Source organism: Methanosarcina sp. DH1 (assembly GCF_020804205.1).
GTDB classification, from domain to species: domain Archaea; phylum Halobacteriota; class Methanosarcinia; order Methanosarcinales; family Methanosarcinaceae; genus Methanosarcina; species Methanosarcina vacuolata.
Genome location: NZ_WJBJ01000018.1, coordinates 101,494 through 118,474 on the forward strand (window position 1 = coordinate 101,494; position 16,981 = coordinate 118,474).

Below are 16,981 nucleotides of genomic sequence, written 5' to 3' on the forward strand. Positions count from 1 at the left end.
GAAGAAACACTGTACTTAAAGTGCCAACTTTTGTGGGTGTAAAAAGTACGTTCGACGTGCTTTGCAATATCGTCAATGCAAAGAAAGTACAGGAATTGGCAAATTGAAGTACTTTCTCTGCTCAAATAATTATCGAAGGAGTCCTCGAAGAGGACTCCTTTGTATAACATACTGTTTTTTGACATGAGAAAGACATAGAAGGTATTGTTTTAAGTTGCCACTACCAAACAGAGATAAGTGCTATCAGAGTTAGTGGAAAAAAGAATAAGTTTTTAAGTCAAAATTCTAATTTGAGAGCCTCTCTTTTCGAAAAGTAAATGCTATATGAAATATGTAGCGTACTTTATAGTAAAACTCTCGGTCTTCTATTTAGCTGAATTTTCAATATTTTAGGAGGAGGTTTCACCTCAAAGGATCTAACTGTTTATATTATGTAAAATGTTAGATCTGGATTTGCAGTAAACTTCCAAACCCCCAGAATTGGATTACTGGTATTGAAAATTCAGGACTTACAGATACAACCCCTTGAGATTGAGAGTTAAAGTTCGAGAATATCTGAGGTACTATAATGAAAAAAATGAGTTTTTTAGTGATCGGCTTGCTACTTATGTCAATAGTAGCCATGTCAGGATGTGCTGATAACAAGACATCTGACAATACTGCCCCTGCAGAAGAGAATGCAGACAATATGTCAGCTAATACTACCATGCCTCCAGGAGAAGACGCAGGCCAGATGCCAGCTGACAACGCTACCATGCCCCCTGAAGGTGCTCCAGGTAACATGTCCGGCAATGGATCCATGCCTCAAGGTGCTCCAGGTAACATGTCCGGTAACGGTTCCATGCCTCAAGGCGCCCCAGGTAACATGTCAATGCCTCCTCAGGCAGGAAATGCAAGCAATATGTCATAATTTAAACCAGTTGGAACATAGCTTTCAAACTGGTCAAACAAGGCTGAGGGTAATTGGTTAGATAACAACTTTACTACCTTTGCCTTAACCTTTTTTATTACTTTTAAACTCATACCTTCAATTCATCCTGCTCGACTTCAACTCAGCAAGGATATTTTCCTACAACCGCATTGATGTAATCTGTTTCTTGCGGTATATTGATTTGATCTCTTTTGCGGTGTCAACGTTACATCTTTTGACGCAAAATGGAGTAGTGGGAGAATACTCATTTTGCAGGATTGAGCAATAACTCAAGGATAAGACCCGCATAGTCCTATATTATAAAAGCGTATAATATAAAAATCAAGATTTCATTTTTCGAGGTGTATTAGCATGAACGTTTATGTAATGCACTTTAATGAAGTCGACAGGACAAATTTGCCTGAAGTCGGGGGGAAAGGTGCTAATCTGGGAGAAATGGTCAAAACAGGATTTCCTGTTCCGCCGGGTTTTTGCATTACAACGTCGGCTTACTGTGATTTTATTGCAGCAAGCAATGAGATGGACAAATTTTTTGATTTGCTTGACCAGTTGAAACTGGATCAACCGGACGAAATTGGCAGGCTGGGAAAACTGATAAGGGACCATTTACTAACCATCCCCATATCCCAAACAATTAAATTCTCTATCCTTGATGCATGGAAAATAGTGGGTGAAGAAAAGGCTTATGCCGTTCGGTCCAGCGCCACAACCGAAGATTTGCCGACTGCCTCTTTTGCCGGCCAGCAGGAGACCTATTTGAACGTAAAAGGGATGAATCAACTCCTTCAGGCTGTGAGGAAATGTTGGAGTTCTCTATTTACCGACAGGGCAATTATCTACCGAATTAAAAATGGATTTGGCCACCGTTCGGTCTATTTATCCATAGTGGTGCAGCAAATGATATTTCCGGAGGTTTCCGGGCTTATGTTTACCGTGGACCCTGTCACCGGGCACAGGAATACTATTTCCATTGATGCCAGCTTCGGGTTGGGTGAAGCTCTTGTCTCAGGAATTGTTTCAGCCGACTCTTATCAGGTCCGTGAGAACCAGATTGTCAAAAAGCAAATCGCGGAAAAGAAGAAAGCTGTTTATCCGGTCACAGAAGGAGGAACAGTAACCAGAGAACTTGCTCCTGAATTCCAGAACAAGCAGGCTCTATCTGATGATAAAATTCTGGAACTGGCCCAACTTGGGCAAAGGATAGAAAAACACTACTGCTCAGAGCAGGACATCGAGTGGTGTCTGGCAGGGAATAAGTTCTATATCTTACAGAGCCGTCCTATCACTACTCTTTATCCGATTCCTAAAGTACATGACAATAAACTTCACGTATTTTTATCTATTGCTCACCTGCAAATGATGACAGATGCCATGAAACCTATGGGGATTTCTGTTTTTTGGGAGATATTTCCCTTTGGAAAAAACTCCGTACCCTTTCCCAATTCAGTGATCGTGGAAGCGGGTGGAAGGCTCTTTTATGACGTTACCCCTCTTTTGTACAGTAAGGCTCTTCGGCGGTATTTTATCTGGAGAATTGCTATTGTAGACGAACTGATGAGAGATGCCCTGACAAAAATAGTATCAAGCGAGATATTTCAACAAGAAGCAAAAGCAAACAAAGATACAACGAGGCAGGTTTTTAAATTATTCAAACCGATTCTTCCGCTCTATTTAAAGGGTATCCCGATTATTGTTAACAATTTATTTTTCCTCGATCCCTCCGGCATCATTGAGCGAGCCACAGCTCCACCGGAAGAGATAATCAATAAGCATAGGCACAGCATTATGCAGGCCTCAGGGATAGAGCGAATTAAAAGAGTTCAGGAAAGTATGGGCAAGTTGCTACAGGAACTGATTGGCAGCATGATGTACGTACCGTTACCATTCATTGTCCTGCCCATTGCCAGCCGGTTGACCAGACTATGGCTGGATGAAAACCTTGATGTTGATACGCTGAATAAATCCCTGCCTGGTAACGTGACAGGTGAGATGGGGTTAATGATTGGGGATCTGGCCGATACCGCAAGAAAATATCCTGAAGTGGTAGATTATCTGGAAAAATCGGAGGACAGCACTTTCTATCAGGACACTTACTATCAGGACACTTTCTATCAGGGACTCAGTAAAGTAAAGGGCGGAGATATATTCGGGACCGAACTGGAAAGGTTCATGGAACTGTATGGCATGCGCTGCCCGGGTGAAATCGATATTTCAAACGTTCGATGGTGGGAAGCCCCTACCCTTCTTGTTCCGTCCATTATAAACCATATTAAAAGCAATGCTCCGGGTGAGCACCGAAACCGGTTCAGACAGGGCAGAAAAGAAGCGCAGGAAGTCGTACAAAAACTTATGGAAAGTATTAGCAACACCCCTGCCGGAAGCCTCAAAGCAAGACTAATGTCCAGGCTTCTTTCCATTTACCGAAACTCCACAGGCTTGCGTGAATTTCCCAAGTATGTTATTGTTCGATTTTTTGATATCTATCGCCAGGCTATCCTGGCAGAAGCCCTAGCTTTACATCGGAGAGGAATTTTGGAAAAAGAAGAAGATGTATTTTATTTATATCTCGATGAACTTGTTGCATTGCTAGAAAATCATTTTAGTGAGGACCTGACGCGGCTTATAGACTCCCGTAAAAAAGCCTGCGAGCAGTACCAGAAAATGACCCCTCCCAGGGTTATGACCAGCGAAGGAGAAGTTATTACAGGTGTGAGGATCGATATTGAGGCTCCGAAAGGGGCTTTAATCGGGACTCCTGTTTCCTCCGGGGTTGCGGAAGGGTACGTAAAGGTTATCCTCAGACCCGAAGCCGCAAAGCTGAAAAAGGGGGATATTTTAGTAGCGCCTTTTACCGATCCTGGCTGGACTCCACTGTTTTATTCTGTTGAAGCCCTGGTGGTCGAGGTTGGGGGTATGATGACACATGGTTCAGTAATTGCGCGAGAGTATGGTATTCCTGCGGTTGTCGGTATCGAAAATGCAACCAAACTCTTAAAAGACGGCCAGTACGTCCGCGTTAACGGTACCAGGGGTTTTGTACAGATCCTTAAGTGAAATAAATCTTAATCAGGCGCTTCAAAAAGGGCAGGATAAAGGGAACTCAATTCACTGGCCAAGTGAACCAACCCCAGAAAACACTAAAAAAGACATTGAAAAGCGATGATGTGTACTGTCCCAAATAGAAATAGATGTGTAAACTAAGATAAAGCTAACAAACAAGCTGTTATTCGAATTCATTTAATTGGCCGAAAATGAATACGACAGATTAAATAATAAACTTTTCGTAACAGATCAGTATAAAAAAGATATTACATTGTGAAAAACAATGATTTAAAAAAGATGCTAAATAAACAGAATATAAGAGTCAATAGCCAAAAAAAGAGTTCTTAGATTTGGCCAACTAATGAATTCATTTCAATAGCTATTGACTCTGAAACTGTATAATCAGAGAATAAATCATCTGATATAATAAGTTAATGTGTTGAACTTATAATAATATTACTATGAGTTAACTAAGCATTTTTTCGCAAATAATACCAAGTCCACTATTTGGGATGTCCATAATAGGACATCCCATACTGATATTAGATTAATTGCTCATATGGGCTTACAGCACATAAAAGATCCCAGGATTCCCATCAGGCAAGGCCTGCGGGAACCACTAGTCACCGCTTAGACCAAAACAGTCCGCACTAAGGACTCGTAACGAAATAACCTAAGTAACACATTATTACTTGGAAGCAAAACCGATGGTACTGCTTATGAAAATGGAAAAGTACAGTGTAAAAATTGGCTTAGGTTATTTCGCGGTGAGTACTAAGAGCCTATCCGAAAAGTGGTTACCTGCTATAACTTTTACAATAGGAAATATGCAAAACCGGAACGGATGCCCGGATATTTAGACCTATTGCAACTTTTCGATATGCATTACTGACTTTTCGGATAGGCTCTAAGTGCGGAGAGTCCGGAGCAAGCTCCGGATATACAGCAGCGATTTTAGAACTAGTGTCAAGAAAATTTAGTTATTGGTCATTTAAAGCTCAGAATCATTGTGCGTTGACAAGAAGCTACTAAAGATTATGCTCAATAATTAAGTTGCCATGACACTAGAAAGATCCAGATATGTAAAATATTGAAAGAGGGAAGGCAAGCCTCCCCTCTCGGGTCGGCTTGCATTCCTCTTTTACCTATTTTTTTACATATCCGGATCAAATCAAGTTAAGATATTTTCAACATGCAAACGCCTGCAGCAAATACCAGATAAATTAAAAAACGACTTCATTAAAAAATCAATACAAAAACGGCAAAAGTATATTATATAAAAACTGAAGCAGTTCATAAAAAAATTGTAACATCTGATAAAAATCATATATCCTATACAAGGTCAGCCCGATTTTACAAAAAACCAGTGCGATATTATGCAATTTAAAACAAAATTTTCCTTCGGTACCAAAAACGATACCAATATAAAATTTCTTCACACCTACTGTATATCGCGAGTCTGGCTTCATACTATATAAACTTTTCTATTATTAAAAAATCAATTCAATACAAAAATAATCGGAGTAACAAAGAAAATTATTCACACAACAAAGTAATACTGTAATACACATGAAACAGAAAGCAATTAACAACAAAAGAATAAGAGAAAGCGCCCCTTATCGAAAAAGCATAAGCCTAACAGAAGCAGACATAGAAAAAGCATCAGAATTAGAAAAAACATTCAATTCAAGATATCCTCAAGAATCACCATTCAACTTCTCTCAAACAATATCTAAAGCCATCGAGCTTGCATACTTGCAGATTTTGGAACCAATAGAAGTAAAGTCAGAACCAATACAGCAATCACTTACTGGAAAACCAGCTGATAAGGCAGCATTGAAAGCAAGAAAGCTAGTAAAACTACAACAAAATAAGATATAACCAAGTTAATATATTTAACAAGAAACCACATGCAATCTCCACGTCAAACACACAAAATAATTTTACACATAATAAGCTGTTATTCTACTGTCAGTATACTGTCAGTATACTATTTGAAGCTTAAATACACTCCTAATCGCCCGCTATCGGCATTATTGTACTTCATTCAATAAACACCACAAAAACAGGCGCAATTTCTGAAAAACAAACCGTAATAACACTGTAACTGCAAAGAAATGTATATGTACAATAACTTACATGGAATATTAACAAAAAACGAAATTTACAAAGAAGGTGGACCAGACCTTCTTTGTATGTTAAATAAGTTAATCAAGGTATTAACATGAAATTAGCGTACATAAATAAAAACTTTGGGATTAGATTAGACTCGAATTAATGCCTTACGACATACCAACACTCCTTTCTATTGGGCCGACCCTCTATCTATGTAAGTTAATAATATATTAACAACACAACACTTTTTTTATTTTTTATTAAGGACATACTACCCCTACAGGCGGATCATCTTGATGATAGCAAGTTTCTATAACAACCTGAGTAGTACGCACTCGATAACGATTATGCACGATAATCAATTTTGACTTAGGATTGAACTCATCAAGCTCAATCTTATGAAGGCCTTCCTGAATCTGCTGTATTCTTTCCTCAGACCAAATAGCTATTCTATACATCTGTTCGCCGCAAATGCATTTCTTATCCTTCTTCTCTTTCCAAGTATCACGGCTCACTTTGTTCTTTGATGCAGTCCCAAAGTAATGAATAGCTTGCTTGCCTGGCTCATGATAATGGTGAGTGAGAATATAAGCAAAGATTTTGAACACACCATCTTTGTCCTCAGTTCCACGTCCTTTGCTCCAACTGATATTCTTATACGTCCATCCAGTCTCTTTGTAAAAGTCGCTTGATTTCTGTTTTAATTTGAAATAGCCAACAATATGAAAATGAGGTGAAAAAACAAGATAATCTTCACAAGAAGGTAAACCAAGTATATTTTCTCTTACTCCATCCCAGGAACCCATTTTTTTCCAGCTGCTTTAATAGCTTGCTGAATAGGCCATTGGTATTCTTTCTTAATACGGAAAACATGTAAACTCACCCCACCGCCTGAAATGCCTATCTGTTTAGCATATTTAATCGCCCTGGAATACATTTTATTGACATCAAAATCCTGGTACTCATTAACAGGAACTGAAAGCTCGAAATGATTTATATATCCTAGATTTTTACCAAATGCCCTCCAAGCTGCATGACATCCAAGAAGGTAATCTGCCGCCCTGCTAGCCGCCTGAGAAGCTGCAGACCTGAAACACTCCTGACACATGAAGTTCTTGCAGTGATAATAATGCCCTACTGTCCTATGACACGATGGGCAATAATCGGCGGATGTTACAGTATTACAGTACTCCTTTGTTTTCTTCCCGAAACCAGGAAGAGATTGAAGAGTAAAAAAGAGTAATCCACTAACGAAACACGTGATTGAGTTTAGGGCAGGACAATTCTATTTTTTAAGGCAGGAAGTTCTTCATCTAATTTTATACCAGAAGGTGTTTTCACCTTAGAAGGTAGAAAGCTTGTCGATTGATAAAACATAAACTTCTATAAGGTTAGCTCTTTCAAGGTTAGCTCTCAAGGTTAACTCCTGCAAAGTGTTTTCATCAGATGGGTGGAACAGGTAATGACTGTTTTAGAGTAGAGGGAATCTCAGACTCTTCTGTTTTCAGAATTACTAACGAGCTGGACGAAAATTACTAAAGAACTGGCCGAAAATTACAAAAGAGCTGAACGAAAATCAGTATTGAGACTGGCAATTTCAATACTCATTGATATATATGAAGACTGGATTACTGGAAAAATGTATATACTAATGGAGCCAGTAATGGATCAATAATCAAAAAAAATACTAAGGGGTACAGAGCAAATTATACGGAAAAAATAAGCACATTGCTGAAAAATATCTTCTACTGCTCAGGATTTAACTTTAGTGTTACTCTCAGGAGTTATCATATTTTTTTTGGACCTGAACTCTGGCTGATCACAGGTACGAGATCTTAGGTACGATATCTTAAGATGTATGCCTTGAACTTTTCATAATTCAACAATTCAATTCACATTAAATATTTTAATTAAATATTTTAATCAAAAAGTTCATTTATTAGTAGGGAAGCCCTAAATGATCGAACCTATATTTTTGATGGAAATAATTGTTGCCTTGCTTGTTCTATCCATGCTGGCACAGGTCCTTACCCACTATTTTCAGATACCTTTTATAATCTTTCTTTTTATTGAAGGAATAATAGTAGGACCTGAAGTTCTAAACCTCTTAAACCCGGCTCTTTACTCCGATGTGCTAAGTGCTATCGTTTCGATCTGCGTTTCTGTGATAGTCTTTGACGGAGGATTCCAGATCGACTGGAAGCACATGAGAGGAGTTAAAAAAAGTGTTATTAAATTAAGTACATTAGGAGTTTTTATCACTTTTATCGGGATAACCATACTGACACATCTTCTTATAAATATCCCTATCCCAATTGCTGCCCTTTTTGGAGCTCTGGTTACTGCAACTGGTCCCAGTGTTGTCGGTCCAATAATAAGGAACATAGGGATTTGCCATAGGGTTGCCAAAATCCTGGAATTTGAGAGTGTCTTAAACGATGCTGTAAGTGTAATTCTAACTGCACTGGTTTTTGAAGGAATTACAGCTGAGATTTCCGGAACTGGTGCAGTAATTTTTATGCTGCAAAGAGTTGGGATGGGGTTAATTATAGGGGGCTTATGTGGGTTTATTCTACGCTGGTTTTTTACCAGAGGCATATCCATTGGCAAACAGCCTGCAAGGTTGTTCACTCTCACTTTTATCTTTGCTTGCTATGTATTGTCAGAAACAATAGGCAATGAGTCTGGGATTCTTGCAGTGGCCGTCTTTGGGATTATTATGGGATCTACCGAATTTCCCCAGAAGAAGATGATAGAAGAATTCAATAATAATCTAGCGGTTTTAATGATCTCTCTGATTTTCATCTTGCTTGCAGCAATGCTCAAGTTCTGGTACATCATGGAGATCGGGCTAAAAGGGATTGCTCTGGTCTTGCTTATAGCATTATTTGTCCGTCCTGTAGCTGTATTTATCTCGATGCGGAGTTCAAAAATAAGTACTAAAGAAAAAATGTTCATATCTTTTGTGGGGCCAAGGGGAGTGGTTCCTACTTCGATAGCAACTTATTTTGCAATTAAACTGGATGAAATGGGGATTGCAGGAGGCCAAACTATTGTAGGACTGGTCTTCCTGACCGTTATTATTACTGTTTTCCTGACAGGTAGTATGTCAAAAAAAGTAGCTCAGATACTGGAGATAATTCCTATGGAAATTTTGATTATTGGAGGAGGAAAAATAGGCCGTATCCTTGCCGAAAAGTTTGATAACAGAGGAGAAAATGTGTCAGTTATAGACATCTCGGAAGAGGAATGTAACAAATGCAGGGAATTAGGAATCAGGACTGTTCAGGGTAATGCAGCAGACATAGCTATTCTGAAAAAAGCCGGGATTGAAAATGCCAAATATGTAGTTGTAACTACAAAAAAGGATGATGCAAATCTTCTTTTTTGTCAGATTGCAAAGGCAAAGTTTGGGTTTAAGGGAGAACAATTAATTGTTAGGGTAAATTACGTAGAAAATCTCCAGGCATTCTGGGATCTCGGAATTCGAGCGATGAGCACTACAATGACAACTGCTGCGGTTATGGAAAATATGATTGGCGGTAATGACCTATTTTCGATGTGTGAAATCGGAAATAGGGGCAATATTATGGAAGTTAGAGTTACCAATCCAAAAGTCGTGGGAAAAACTATAAAGGAAATAAATTTTCCAGAAAAAAGCCTCATGGTTATGATACAACGGGGAAGCGAATCAATTATCGCATATAGCAGCTTGAAACTTGAATATAACGATATTGCAACGATTATTGCTGATAAGAGTTCAGGTAAGTATGTTTCTGATATTCTGTTTAAATAAGTTTAAGCAAGGTTTCAAAATATGGCATTGGTAATCGGTTAAGGAATTTTCTTGCCTGAAAACATCGATTTTACATTAGAAGCCGGCCTTAAATTTTGGCCTATTTACATAAAATCGATACCCGATTCCAGCTCGTAATTTATTAAAATATTTGGTAAATATTGAGGAAATTGGCGCAATTTGTCATGATTACTCACTTTACCAGAGATGCATGGAAAGTTTTTAAAGAGTAATCAATCCTACCCTTCCTCTGCTAACTTCAAGTTTGAACTTTCGGTTAATGTAATCTTTTGCGGGTCCTTTTCCATGTATGAGGAGTTCTACCAGATCTTCAGGTTCATCAATATCCGTACCTGCAAAGAATGAATCATATATTTCAAAATTCTGTCCGGAATCGGCTGCAATTGAACAATGAGTCAGAAAACTCGAACCATAGTACCTTACCCTGTAGTTAGAGGGGTTCTTAATAAAAAGGGTATTAGTACCTCCACCTTTTCCAGGAACGATGCAAACATCCTTTTTAGTCGAAACAATCTCTATTATGTGCTTAGAAGAAAGAAGCGGAAGATCAGCCATAACAATAATAACCGGCTCCTCAGCCTGTTCAAGGTACCCATTAAGGGCTTCATTCAGGTCATTTTTGTCCAGAAGCACGTTGGCTTTCGTCATATTCTCAAGCCCATATATAGAAGGACTGAGAATATCGATTGTTCCGACTCCCGCTTCCTTAAGGGTGTCTATCACCTGATTCAGCATCAGTTCCACAAACTCTTCTCTCTCTTCCCGAGTCAGGACAGGGGACAATCTGGATTTTGCACTGGATTTTTTATAAGGGATTACAGCTTTCATCTTGACTCCTGAAAATCTAAGTTCAGAAATAAATATAAATGAATATTAACTCAATTCACTGAAATTTATATGAAGAAGCGTAAAACCCCCGCGTCCCGGAAAGATAAACTCATTTTTCTTATGGTTCCGGCTTGCAGCAATTTCAACCGCTCTGACTTATATTAAATCATAACCACACTGAGAAAGGCGCACAGGAAGAAGTAACTTCACAAAATTCACCCTCTCAGGCAAAACTTAATTTTTCTATATTCTAAATTTACATTCTACACTCTACATTCTAAATTAGTCCGCTTGAGCGAACGAAGTGAGCGAAACGGACAGCTCCCGAGATGGGACTCGGGAGCTGCAACCTTGCCTGAATGACCTCATGCCGTCCTCCCGAGACGGGACTCGGGTGACGGAACTCGGGAGTTTAATCTATACTACTTACCCTTGTTTTCACAAAATAGGAAGGGGATTGACTTTATTAGAAAAATCTCGTTCTATTTTCCGGTATAGGGTATCCCTCTGCACAGGGGTTCTTCCTGCTCCTTTTATCATCCATTCGAACTCGGCAGGAGATACATATTCTCCATTACTGCCTCCCGAGGCTGTGGAGATCTGGTCTTCCATAAGCGTGCCTCCGAGGTCGTTTGCTCCGCACTGCAAGGCTACTTGAGCGAGTTTCTTTCCTAACTTTACCCACGTGGCCTGAATATTGTTAACGTAAGTATGTAAAATTACGCGGGAAATAGCTATGAGCTGAAGGTCTTCAAGCCCTGTGGTCGAGAATTTCCCGGATGCTATCATCTTTTCCCCTACAGGATTATTGTAAGGCAAAAACGCCATTGGTATAAGTTCCGTAAACCCGCCGGTCTCTTTCTGGATTTCACGGATGATAAAGACATGGTCCAGGCGTTCTTCAAGGGTTTCAACATGTCCGTACATGATAGTGGAATTAGTGGAAATCCCTGCTTTATGTGCTGCAGTTATGGTATCAATCCACTGCTGGGTATTGATTTTTCCAGGGCAGATAATCTTTCTTACCCTGTCGGAAAGGATCTCGGCCGAAGTCCCTGTAAGGGAGTCAAGCCCACTTTTTTTAAGTCTTCGCAGGGCTTCTTCAACCGACATGCCTGAGATTCCTGCTGCGTAATTTACTTCCATAGGGGACAGGGCATGAATACACAGGTCAGGGAATTCGGCTTTTACTGATTCTATAATCTCAAGATAGAACTCTACATCAGCTTCCGGGATATATCCACCCTGGATACATACCTCCACAGCTCCTGCTTTTCTCGCTTCTCCTGCTTTTTCCAGGATTTCTTCAACACTCAGGATATACCCTTTCTCTGTCCTGTAGGCACAGAACCCGCAGTTTCCCACACATTTATTTGTGATATAGATATTCCTGTTCACTACATAACTAACAGTATCGCCTACCGTACTGGCACGCAGATTATTGGCGAGCTCAAACAGCTCAAAAGGGTTTCCTTCAAGCAGAAGGAAGGCATCCTCTTTAGTACATTTTCCCTGGTATGCCCTTTCAATTACATCTTCTGGAGTTGTCGGTTTTTTCGTGTACATCCGATCATCCTTTTTAAAATTCCATCATTTCCCTGAGTGTTATTCAACTATCTACTGCTTTTATCCGTACAATTTGAAGAGGATACCAGCTTATTCTGAGGCTCTACACCCTGTAATTCTGTTAGAGTTCCCGGAAGTCAATTCATGTACCCCTTTATAAAGGGTTGTCCTCTCTTTTGGAACTCTTCCGGCTCCGTAGATCATCCATTCCAGTTCTTCAACAGAAATACATTCTCCATTAGGAGCTCCTGCCAATCTGGAAATACTCTCTTCCATGAGTGTACCTCCCAGGTCATTTGCACCGCAGTGAAGAGCAAACTGGGAAAGCTTCTTCCCCAGTTTTACCCAGCTTGCCTGAATATTATCTACATGCCCGTGAAGAAGGATACGTGAAACAGCATAGATTTTCAGGTCATCGAGGCCAGGAGTAGCATACCTGCCCTCTCGGATCATTTTTTCTCCAATCGGATTATTATAAGGCATAAATGGCAGAGGCACAAACTCGGTAATTCCGCCAGTCTCTTTCTGAATATCCCTGATAGTCAGGATATGCTCAATTCTTTCTTCAGGAGTTTCGACATGCCCGTACATCATGGTTGCAGTGGTAGGGATTCCTGTAGCATGTGCCTGTGTGACCACTTCAATCCACTCCGCAGTCTTAAGTTTTGAAGGGCAAATAATTTTCCTGACACGGTCAGAGAGAATTTCGGCTGCAGTTCCGGGCATTGTATCAAGCCCGCTTCGTTTCAGCTTTGAAAGGGCTTCACTTACCTTTATGCCACTGACACGAGAAGCATGGTAAACCTCCATCGGGGAAAAAGCGTGAATATGCATTTCCGGAAATTCGGCTTTTATAGCTTCTGCAATTTCCTGGTAAAAGTCAAGGCCCACATCCGGAAGAAGACCTCCCTGGATACAAACTTCGGTAGCTTTTTCCTTCTCAGCTTTTCTAACCTTTTCCATAATTTCTTCTATGCTGAGGACCTTACCATCGTTTGTCCTGAATGCACAGAACCCGCAGGTGCCTACACAGCGGCTTGTGAAGTTTATGTTTCGGTTTACTACGTAAGTAACCGTATCTCCTGCCGTAAGAGAGCGAAGTTCGTCCGCAAACCTGAAGAGTTCGAAAGGAGGTACCTCCAGAAGCAGGAGACCATCTTCTTTTGTGCTCTTCCCCTGGTATGCTCGTTCTATGAGATCTTCGGGAATCCTGTTGTTCATTTTTCAATTCCTCCGCATGCCCTCTGTCCAGGGCTTTTTCCTGTAACCGTCAGCATCAGAGAGTTGTTCTATAAGCCCGCCTATCCTGTCCGAATACCATTCATTTCTTACATACTGAGGGTAAATTGGCAGGCGTTCCCTGAGCAAAATAGGACTTAGTTTCCTTTGCAAGTCCGTCACATCCGGCCATTCAGCTTCAGGATTAATCCAGTCAATTGTCAGTGGAGATATGCCTCCCAGGTCAGTTACTCCTTTTGCGATAAGGGCCTTTGGGTCTATAAGGTTTGGGGCGACCTGCACTGCTATGTCAGAAGGAAGGACCTGTCTGGCCAGGCATATAGTGTCAATCATTTCTTCTATTGAAGGAGCAGGAAAGTTTTCCATAGTTGTTCCGGGTTTTGGGGCAAAGTTCTGGATAATAACTTCCTGGATGTGCCCGTATTCCCTATGGAGAGACGCAATAGCTTCAAGGGACTCAATTCTATCTTCCCTTTTTTCCCCAATTCCTATAAGAAGGCCGGTAGTATAGGGGATCTGGAGTTTTCCTGCTTCTCGAATGGTATTAAGCCTGAGTTCGGGAAGTTTGCCCGGGCAGTCCTTATGGGCATCCAGGGTTGCCGTGCTCTCAAGCATAAGCCCCATGCTCGCGTTCAAAGGCTTTAAAGCCTTCAGCTCCGAGCGCGTCATAATTCCTGCATTCGTATGAGGAAGGATTCCAATATCGATTGCAGCCTCACAGAGAATAAGAAGGTATTCAAGCGTGGAAGAATAACCGAGTTCTTTAAGCCATTTCCTGTACTCCGAAACCTCCTCTGCATATTCCCCAAAGGTGAAAAGGGCTTCGGTACACCCTGCATTTGCCCCGTTTTCAAGTACAGGAAGAATTTCTCCGGGTCTCATGAGCCTGGCGCCTGGTTGTCCGGGCTCCCGCCGAAAACCGCAGTAACCACAGCGGTTCCTGCAAATATTGGTCACAGGAACGAAAACGTTTTTCGAGTAGGTCACAAAATTGGGATTTTTTGGTGGAATGATAAAACACCTGATGAGTTTGTTTTCTGAAATTTTAGTCCAGGATTTTCTTCATGGCAGCGACTACACCAAGAGCTACACCTTCAACTTCAATGCCGCCTTTTCCTTTGGCTCCATCCCCTACAACGTAAAGTCCGGGAATAGGAGTCTCGTTACCAGGGTCCGTGCCTGAGGCAGCCCTGTTTACCGGCCAGTTGTCGTGGTATGACTGGATAAGCAGGACTTCGTATTTTTTATTGGGAAAGATTTCTTTAAGGTCCTGAAGCCCCAGTTCAATTTCAGCTTCGAGATTTTTCACGTTCTCAGGGGCTACGTGTTGATGGGACATTGTAAGATGCTTGCCAGGTGGAGCGAGTCTAGGATCGACCTGCGTAACTTCATTTATCCCATTTACTCTTTTTGCATATGGGGTTAGAAGGACACCCGAATGCCCTACAAGAGGCTCGTCTGCAGCAAGACAGATCTTTATCCCGGCAGAAGGCTTCAGGGTTTCAAGTCTTCTGAGGTATTCTGAAGCTTTTTCGCCTGACAGGGCCTCCGCACAGAGACATGCAGTTGCAGCATGCCCTAAATTGCTGATGACCAGGTCTGCTTTATGAGCCTCCTCGCCAACAAGAACACCCACGGCTTTTCCGTTTTCCACAAGGATTTTTGAAACCTCGGTCTCGGTATGAATCTTTCCGTCATGTGCAGCAATTACACTTTCCAGAGCATCGATTACTCCTTTGCATCCTCCAATAGGAACTCCTGGGCCGCCGAATCTGTACATGTTTTCAATTATTTCGAAAACTTCTTCTACAGAAACTTCGTCACTTCTTAGGCTCAATGCCCAGCCACAGAAAGCGTCGGCAAATTTCTCAAGCCAGTCATCTTTAAACTGTGACCTGAGCCATGCCTGCAAAGTGCTTCCTGTTGGGCGGTTCTTTCGCGTACTTACTATAAGAAGAGCGATCTTCAGGCGGTCTTTATGCGAGAGAAGTGTGGAAAAATCGTTAAACAAAATGTCTTTGAAGCCTTTCTCATAATCCTTGCTGCCTTTTTTCAGGGGCACGCGTACAGTTGTATTATCTGCCCTAACAATTTTTACATCGGCTCCGACTTCGTTGAGGAACTTGGCAAGAGGGCCTGCAGGTCCATGGGGCAGGACATGGAAAGCTCCGCTTGAAACCTGGAATCCTTTGTAACTGAGGTTTGTAAACCTTCCTCCTGTGATGGGAAGCCTTTCAAAAACATCTACCTGGTACCCTGCCTTTGAGAGCCTTGCCGCACTTAAGAGCCCGCCGAGTCCTGCGCCAATCACAATCGCTTTCATGCCAACACCTCTATAGCCTTAACAGGGCAGTAGAGAGCGCATATTCCGCAGTCTATGCAGGCGTCAGTAGCTTGTGCCTTTCCTTTTACCTCTATTGCTCCTTGTTTACAAAAAGAAGCACACTGGCCGCATCCTACACAATTATCATTAATCTTCATGCGATTCCACCAGTTTTTCTATCATGAAAAGACTTATTATAATGTATTGGTACAGTGTGTTCTCAGGGTCATGCTAAAAAGTATAGTATTCTCTTTCCATGAATACGGAGACCCTATGTGTACCCGGTAGTATGTAATTTATTTATTTTCTGTCAACTATTCTTATACTGCTTCACTAATGATTCTGCTATTGATTTTATCATATCTCGTAAAATATAAGGTGGGCCATTCCATATTTAGTGGGGTTCCATTCCATATTTAGTGGGGATCCATACCAGATTCTGCAGCAAGATGGCTCAATTTTTATTAATTCTTTATTATTTTTATTTTATGTGATGCATGAAAAACCTTTTATTCTGGGAATTTCTCATGATTTATATATTATTATATATGAATGTTTTATTCAATCTAAAATAATTAAAGTCTATATATACTTATTGTGCTTATATGAAGCTTACTTATATATATTATAAATAATATTATTTATGTTTGGGGAACTGGAGGGGAATAACATATACAGAACTTATAGAATTCCGCAAACGGAATAAGACTTTATTCCAATTTTTAAAACATATCCATATTCTATAAACAGATTTTAATTATTTGAACTTAATATTTATATAATATTAATTATCTAGCAAATAGCGATAAGTAACTCCTCATTCGTTTGCAGCAATTAGTATGAGGTTCTGTAATTTTAAGCAATTATAATTATTAATTATATTAATCTCATTCAATTGGACCTATGCTGCCTGAAACAGGAATTCCCCTGAACTTCTGGCAATTATCATACGATTCCGGGCAAAGAAATCTAAATTTTCAAAGCCCGGAAGCAAATGCCTGTAAAAAGGGATCTTTTTATCGAAATTAAAGATCTCTGTGGACTCAGGCATCTATAAAAGGACCTGTGTCTGGACCGAAAACAGTTTCCCTAAAATCCGGTTGACTGGACGCAGTTTTGT

13 protein-coding genes and 1 pseudogene are annotated in these 16,981 nt (G+C 40.6%); 4 read left to right on the top strand and 10 right to left on the bottom strand.

The features are described 5' to 3' along the window. Positions 1 to 185, bottom strand: a pseudogene (locus FXW07_RS08735) (ISNCY family transposase); the annotation flags it as partial. Positions 186 to 568: 383 nt separating this feature from the next. On the opposite strand from FXW07_RS08735, the gene FXW07_RS08740 reads away from it, so the two are divergent. The 3 genes from FXW07_RS08740 (at position 569) to FXW07_RS08750 (ending at position 5,854) form a co-directional block, all read left to right on the top strand. Beyond that, positions 569 to 910: a hypothetical protein gene (locus FXW07_RS08740; RefSeq protein ID WP_048154929.1), complete on the top strand. Its 342-nt coding sequence runs from the start codon at positions 569 to 571 to the stop codon at positions 908 to 910. 372 nt (positions 911 to 1,282) lie between these two features. Beyond that, entirely contained in the window at positions 1,283 to 3,985 is a 2,703-nt protein-coding gene (locus FXW07_RS08745; protein WP_229395103.1) for a phosphoenolpyruvate synthase, read from the top strand. 1,557 nt (positions 3,986 to 5,542) lie between these two features. Beyond that, positions 5,543 to 5,854, top strand: a complete 312-nt coding sequence (locus FXW07_RS08750; RefSeq protein ID WP_229395104.1) for a hypothetical protein — start codon at positions 5,543 to 5,545, stop codon at positions 5,852 to 5,854. 494 nt (positions 5,855 to 6,348) lie between these two features. Here the strand turns inward: FXW07_RS08750 and FXW07_RS08755 are convergent, their stop codons facing one another. Together FXW07_RS08755 and FXW07_RS08760 are read right to left on the bottom strand one after the other, a co-directional pair. Further along, complete coding sequence (locus tag FXW07_RS08755) at positions 6,349 to 6,894, bottom strand: hypothetical protein (RefSeq protein WP_229395105.1); 546 nt, start codon at positions 6,892 to 6,894, stop codon at positions 6,349 to 6,351. Beyond that, entirely contained in the window at positions 6,873 to 7,196 is a 324-nt protein-coding gene (locus FXW07_RS08760) for a hypothetical protein (RefSeq protein ID WP_229395106.1), read from the bottom strand. The genes FXW07_RS08755 and FXW07_RS08760 overlap by 22 nt, the downstream gene beginning before the upstream one ends. Positions 7,197 to 8,045: 849 nt before the next feature. Here FXW07_RS08760 and FXW07_RS08765 point away from each other — a divergent pair. After that, a complete protein-coding gene (locus FXW07_RS08765) occupies positions 8,046 to 9,884 on the top strand; it encodes a cation:proton antiporter (protein ID WP_229395107.1) in 1,839 nt (612 codons plus the stop codon). A gap of 222 nt (positions 9,885 to 10,106) precedes the next feature. Here FXW07_RS08765 and cofC read toward each other — a convergent pair whose 3' ends face one another. The 7 genes from cofC to FXW07_RS08800 all read right to left on the bottom strand — a co-directional run bounded on the left by cofC (position 10,107) and on the right by FXW07_RS08800 (position 16,912). Further along, complete coding sequence (cofC, locus tag FXW07_RS08770; protein WP_229395108.1) at positions 10,107 to 10,733, bottom strand: 2-phospho-L-lactate guanylyltransferase; 627 nt, start codon at positions 10,731 to 10,733, stop codon at positions 10,107 to 10,109. 438 nt (positions 10,734 to 11,171) lie between these two features. Then, complete coding sequence (gene cofH / locus FXW07_RS08775; RefSeq protein WP_229395109.1) at positions 11,172 to 12,299, bottom strand: 5-amino-6-(D-ribitylamino)uracil--L-tyrosine 4-hydroxyphenyl transferase CofH; 1,128 nt, start codon at positions 12,297 to 12,299, stop codon at positions 11,172 to 11,174. 90 nt (positions 12,300 to 12,389) lie between these two features. Then, positions 12,390 to 13,520, bottom strand: coding sequence for a 7,8-didemethyl-8-hydroxy-5-deazariboflavin synthase subunit CofH (cofH, locus tag FXW07_RS08780; protein ID WP_229395110.1), 1,131 nt, complete (start codon positions 13,518 to 13,520; stop codon positions 12,390 to 12,392). A gap of 3 nt (positions 13,521 to 13,523) precedes the next feature. Next, on the bottom strand, positions 13,524 to 14,525 hold the full coding sequence (cofG, locus tag FXW07_RS08785) for a 7,8-didemethyl-8-hydroxy-5-deazariboflavin synthase CofG (RefSeq protein ID WP_229395111.1): 1,002 nt from the start codon (positions 14,523 to 14,525) through the stop codon (positions 13,524 to 13,526). A gap of 58 nt (positions 14,526 to 14,583) precedes the next feature. Beyond that, entirely contained in the window at positions 14,584 to 15,861 is a 1,278-nt protein-coding gene (locus FXW07_RS08790) for an NAD(P)/FAD-dependent oxidoreductase (RefSeq protein ID WP_229395112.1), read from the bottom strand. Next, complete coding sequence (locus tag FXW07_RS08795; protein ID WP_048120029.1) at positions 15,858 to 16,019, bottom strand: 4Fe-4S binding protein; 162 nt, start codon at positions 16,017 to 16,019, stop codon at positions 15,858 to 15,860. Before FXW07_RS08795 ends, FXW07_RS08790 begins: the two co-directional genes overlap by 4 nt. Positions 16,020 to 16,762: 743 nt before the next feature. After that, positions 16,763 to 16,912 (bottom strand): hypothetical protein, encoded by a 150-nt coding sequence (locus tag FXW07_RS08800; RefSeq protein ID WP_229395113.1) that lies wholly within the window; start codon positions 16,910 to 16,912, stop codon positions 16,763 to 16,765. Between the last annotated feature and the right edge of the window lie 69 nt (positions 16,913 to 16,981).

Coding starts and splice junctions, on each gene's coding strand:
- FXW07_RS08760 (WP_229395106.1), bottom strand. CDS start 7,196: ATGTGTCAGGAGTGTTTCAGGTCTGCAGCTTCTCAGGCGGCTAGCAGG.
- cofH (WP_229395110.1), bottom strand. CDS start 13,520: ATGAACAACAGGATTCCCGAAGATCTCATAGAACGAGCATACCAGGGG.
- FXW07_RS08795 (WP_048120029.1), bottom strand. CDS start 16,019: ATGAAGATTAATGATAATTGTGTAGGATGCGGCCAGTGTGCTTCTTTT.
- cofC (WP_229395108.1), bottom strand. CDS start 10,733: ATGAAAGCTGTAATCCCTTATAAAAAATCCAGTGCAAAATCCAGATTG.
- FXW07_RS08790 (WP_229395112.1), bottom strand. CDS start 15,861: ATGAAAGCGATTGTGATTGGCGCAGGACTCGGCGGGCTCTTAAGTGCG.
- FXW07_RS08800 (WP_229395113.1), bottom strand. CDS start 16,912: ATGCCTGAGTCCACAGAGATCTTTAATTTCGATAAAAAGATCCCTTTT.
- FXW07_RS08765 (WP_229395107.1), top strand. CDS start 8,046: ATGATCGAACCTATATTTTTGATGGAAATAATTGTTGCCTTGCTTGTT.
- FXW07_RS08755 (WP_229395105.1), bottom strand. CDS start 6,894: ATGGGTTCCTGGGATGGAGTAAGAGAAAATATACTTGGTTTACCTTCT.
- cofH (WP_229395109.1), bottom strand. CDS start 12,299: ATGTACACGAAAAAACCGACAACTCCAGAAGATGTAATTGAAAGGGCA.
- FXW07_RS08745 (WP_229395103.1), top strand. CDS start 1,283: ATGAACGTTTATGTAATGCACTTTAATGAAGTCGACAGGACAAATTTG.
- FXW07_RS08740 (WP_048154929.1), top strand. CDS start 569: ATGAAAAAAATGAGTTTTTTAGTGATCGGCTTGCTACTTATGTCAATA.
- FXW07_RS08750 (WP_229395104.1), top strand. CDS start 5,543: ATGAAACAGAAAGCAATTAACAACAAAAGAATAAGAGAAAGCGCCCCT.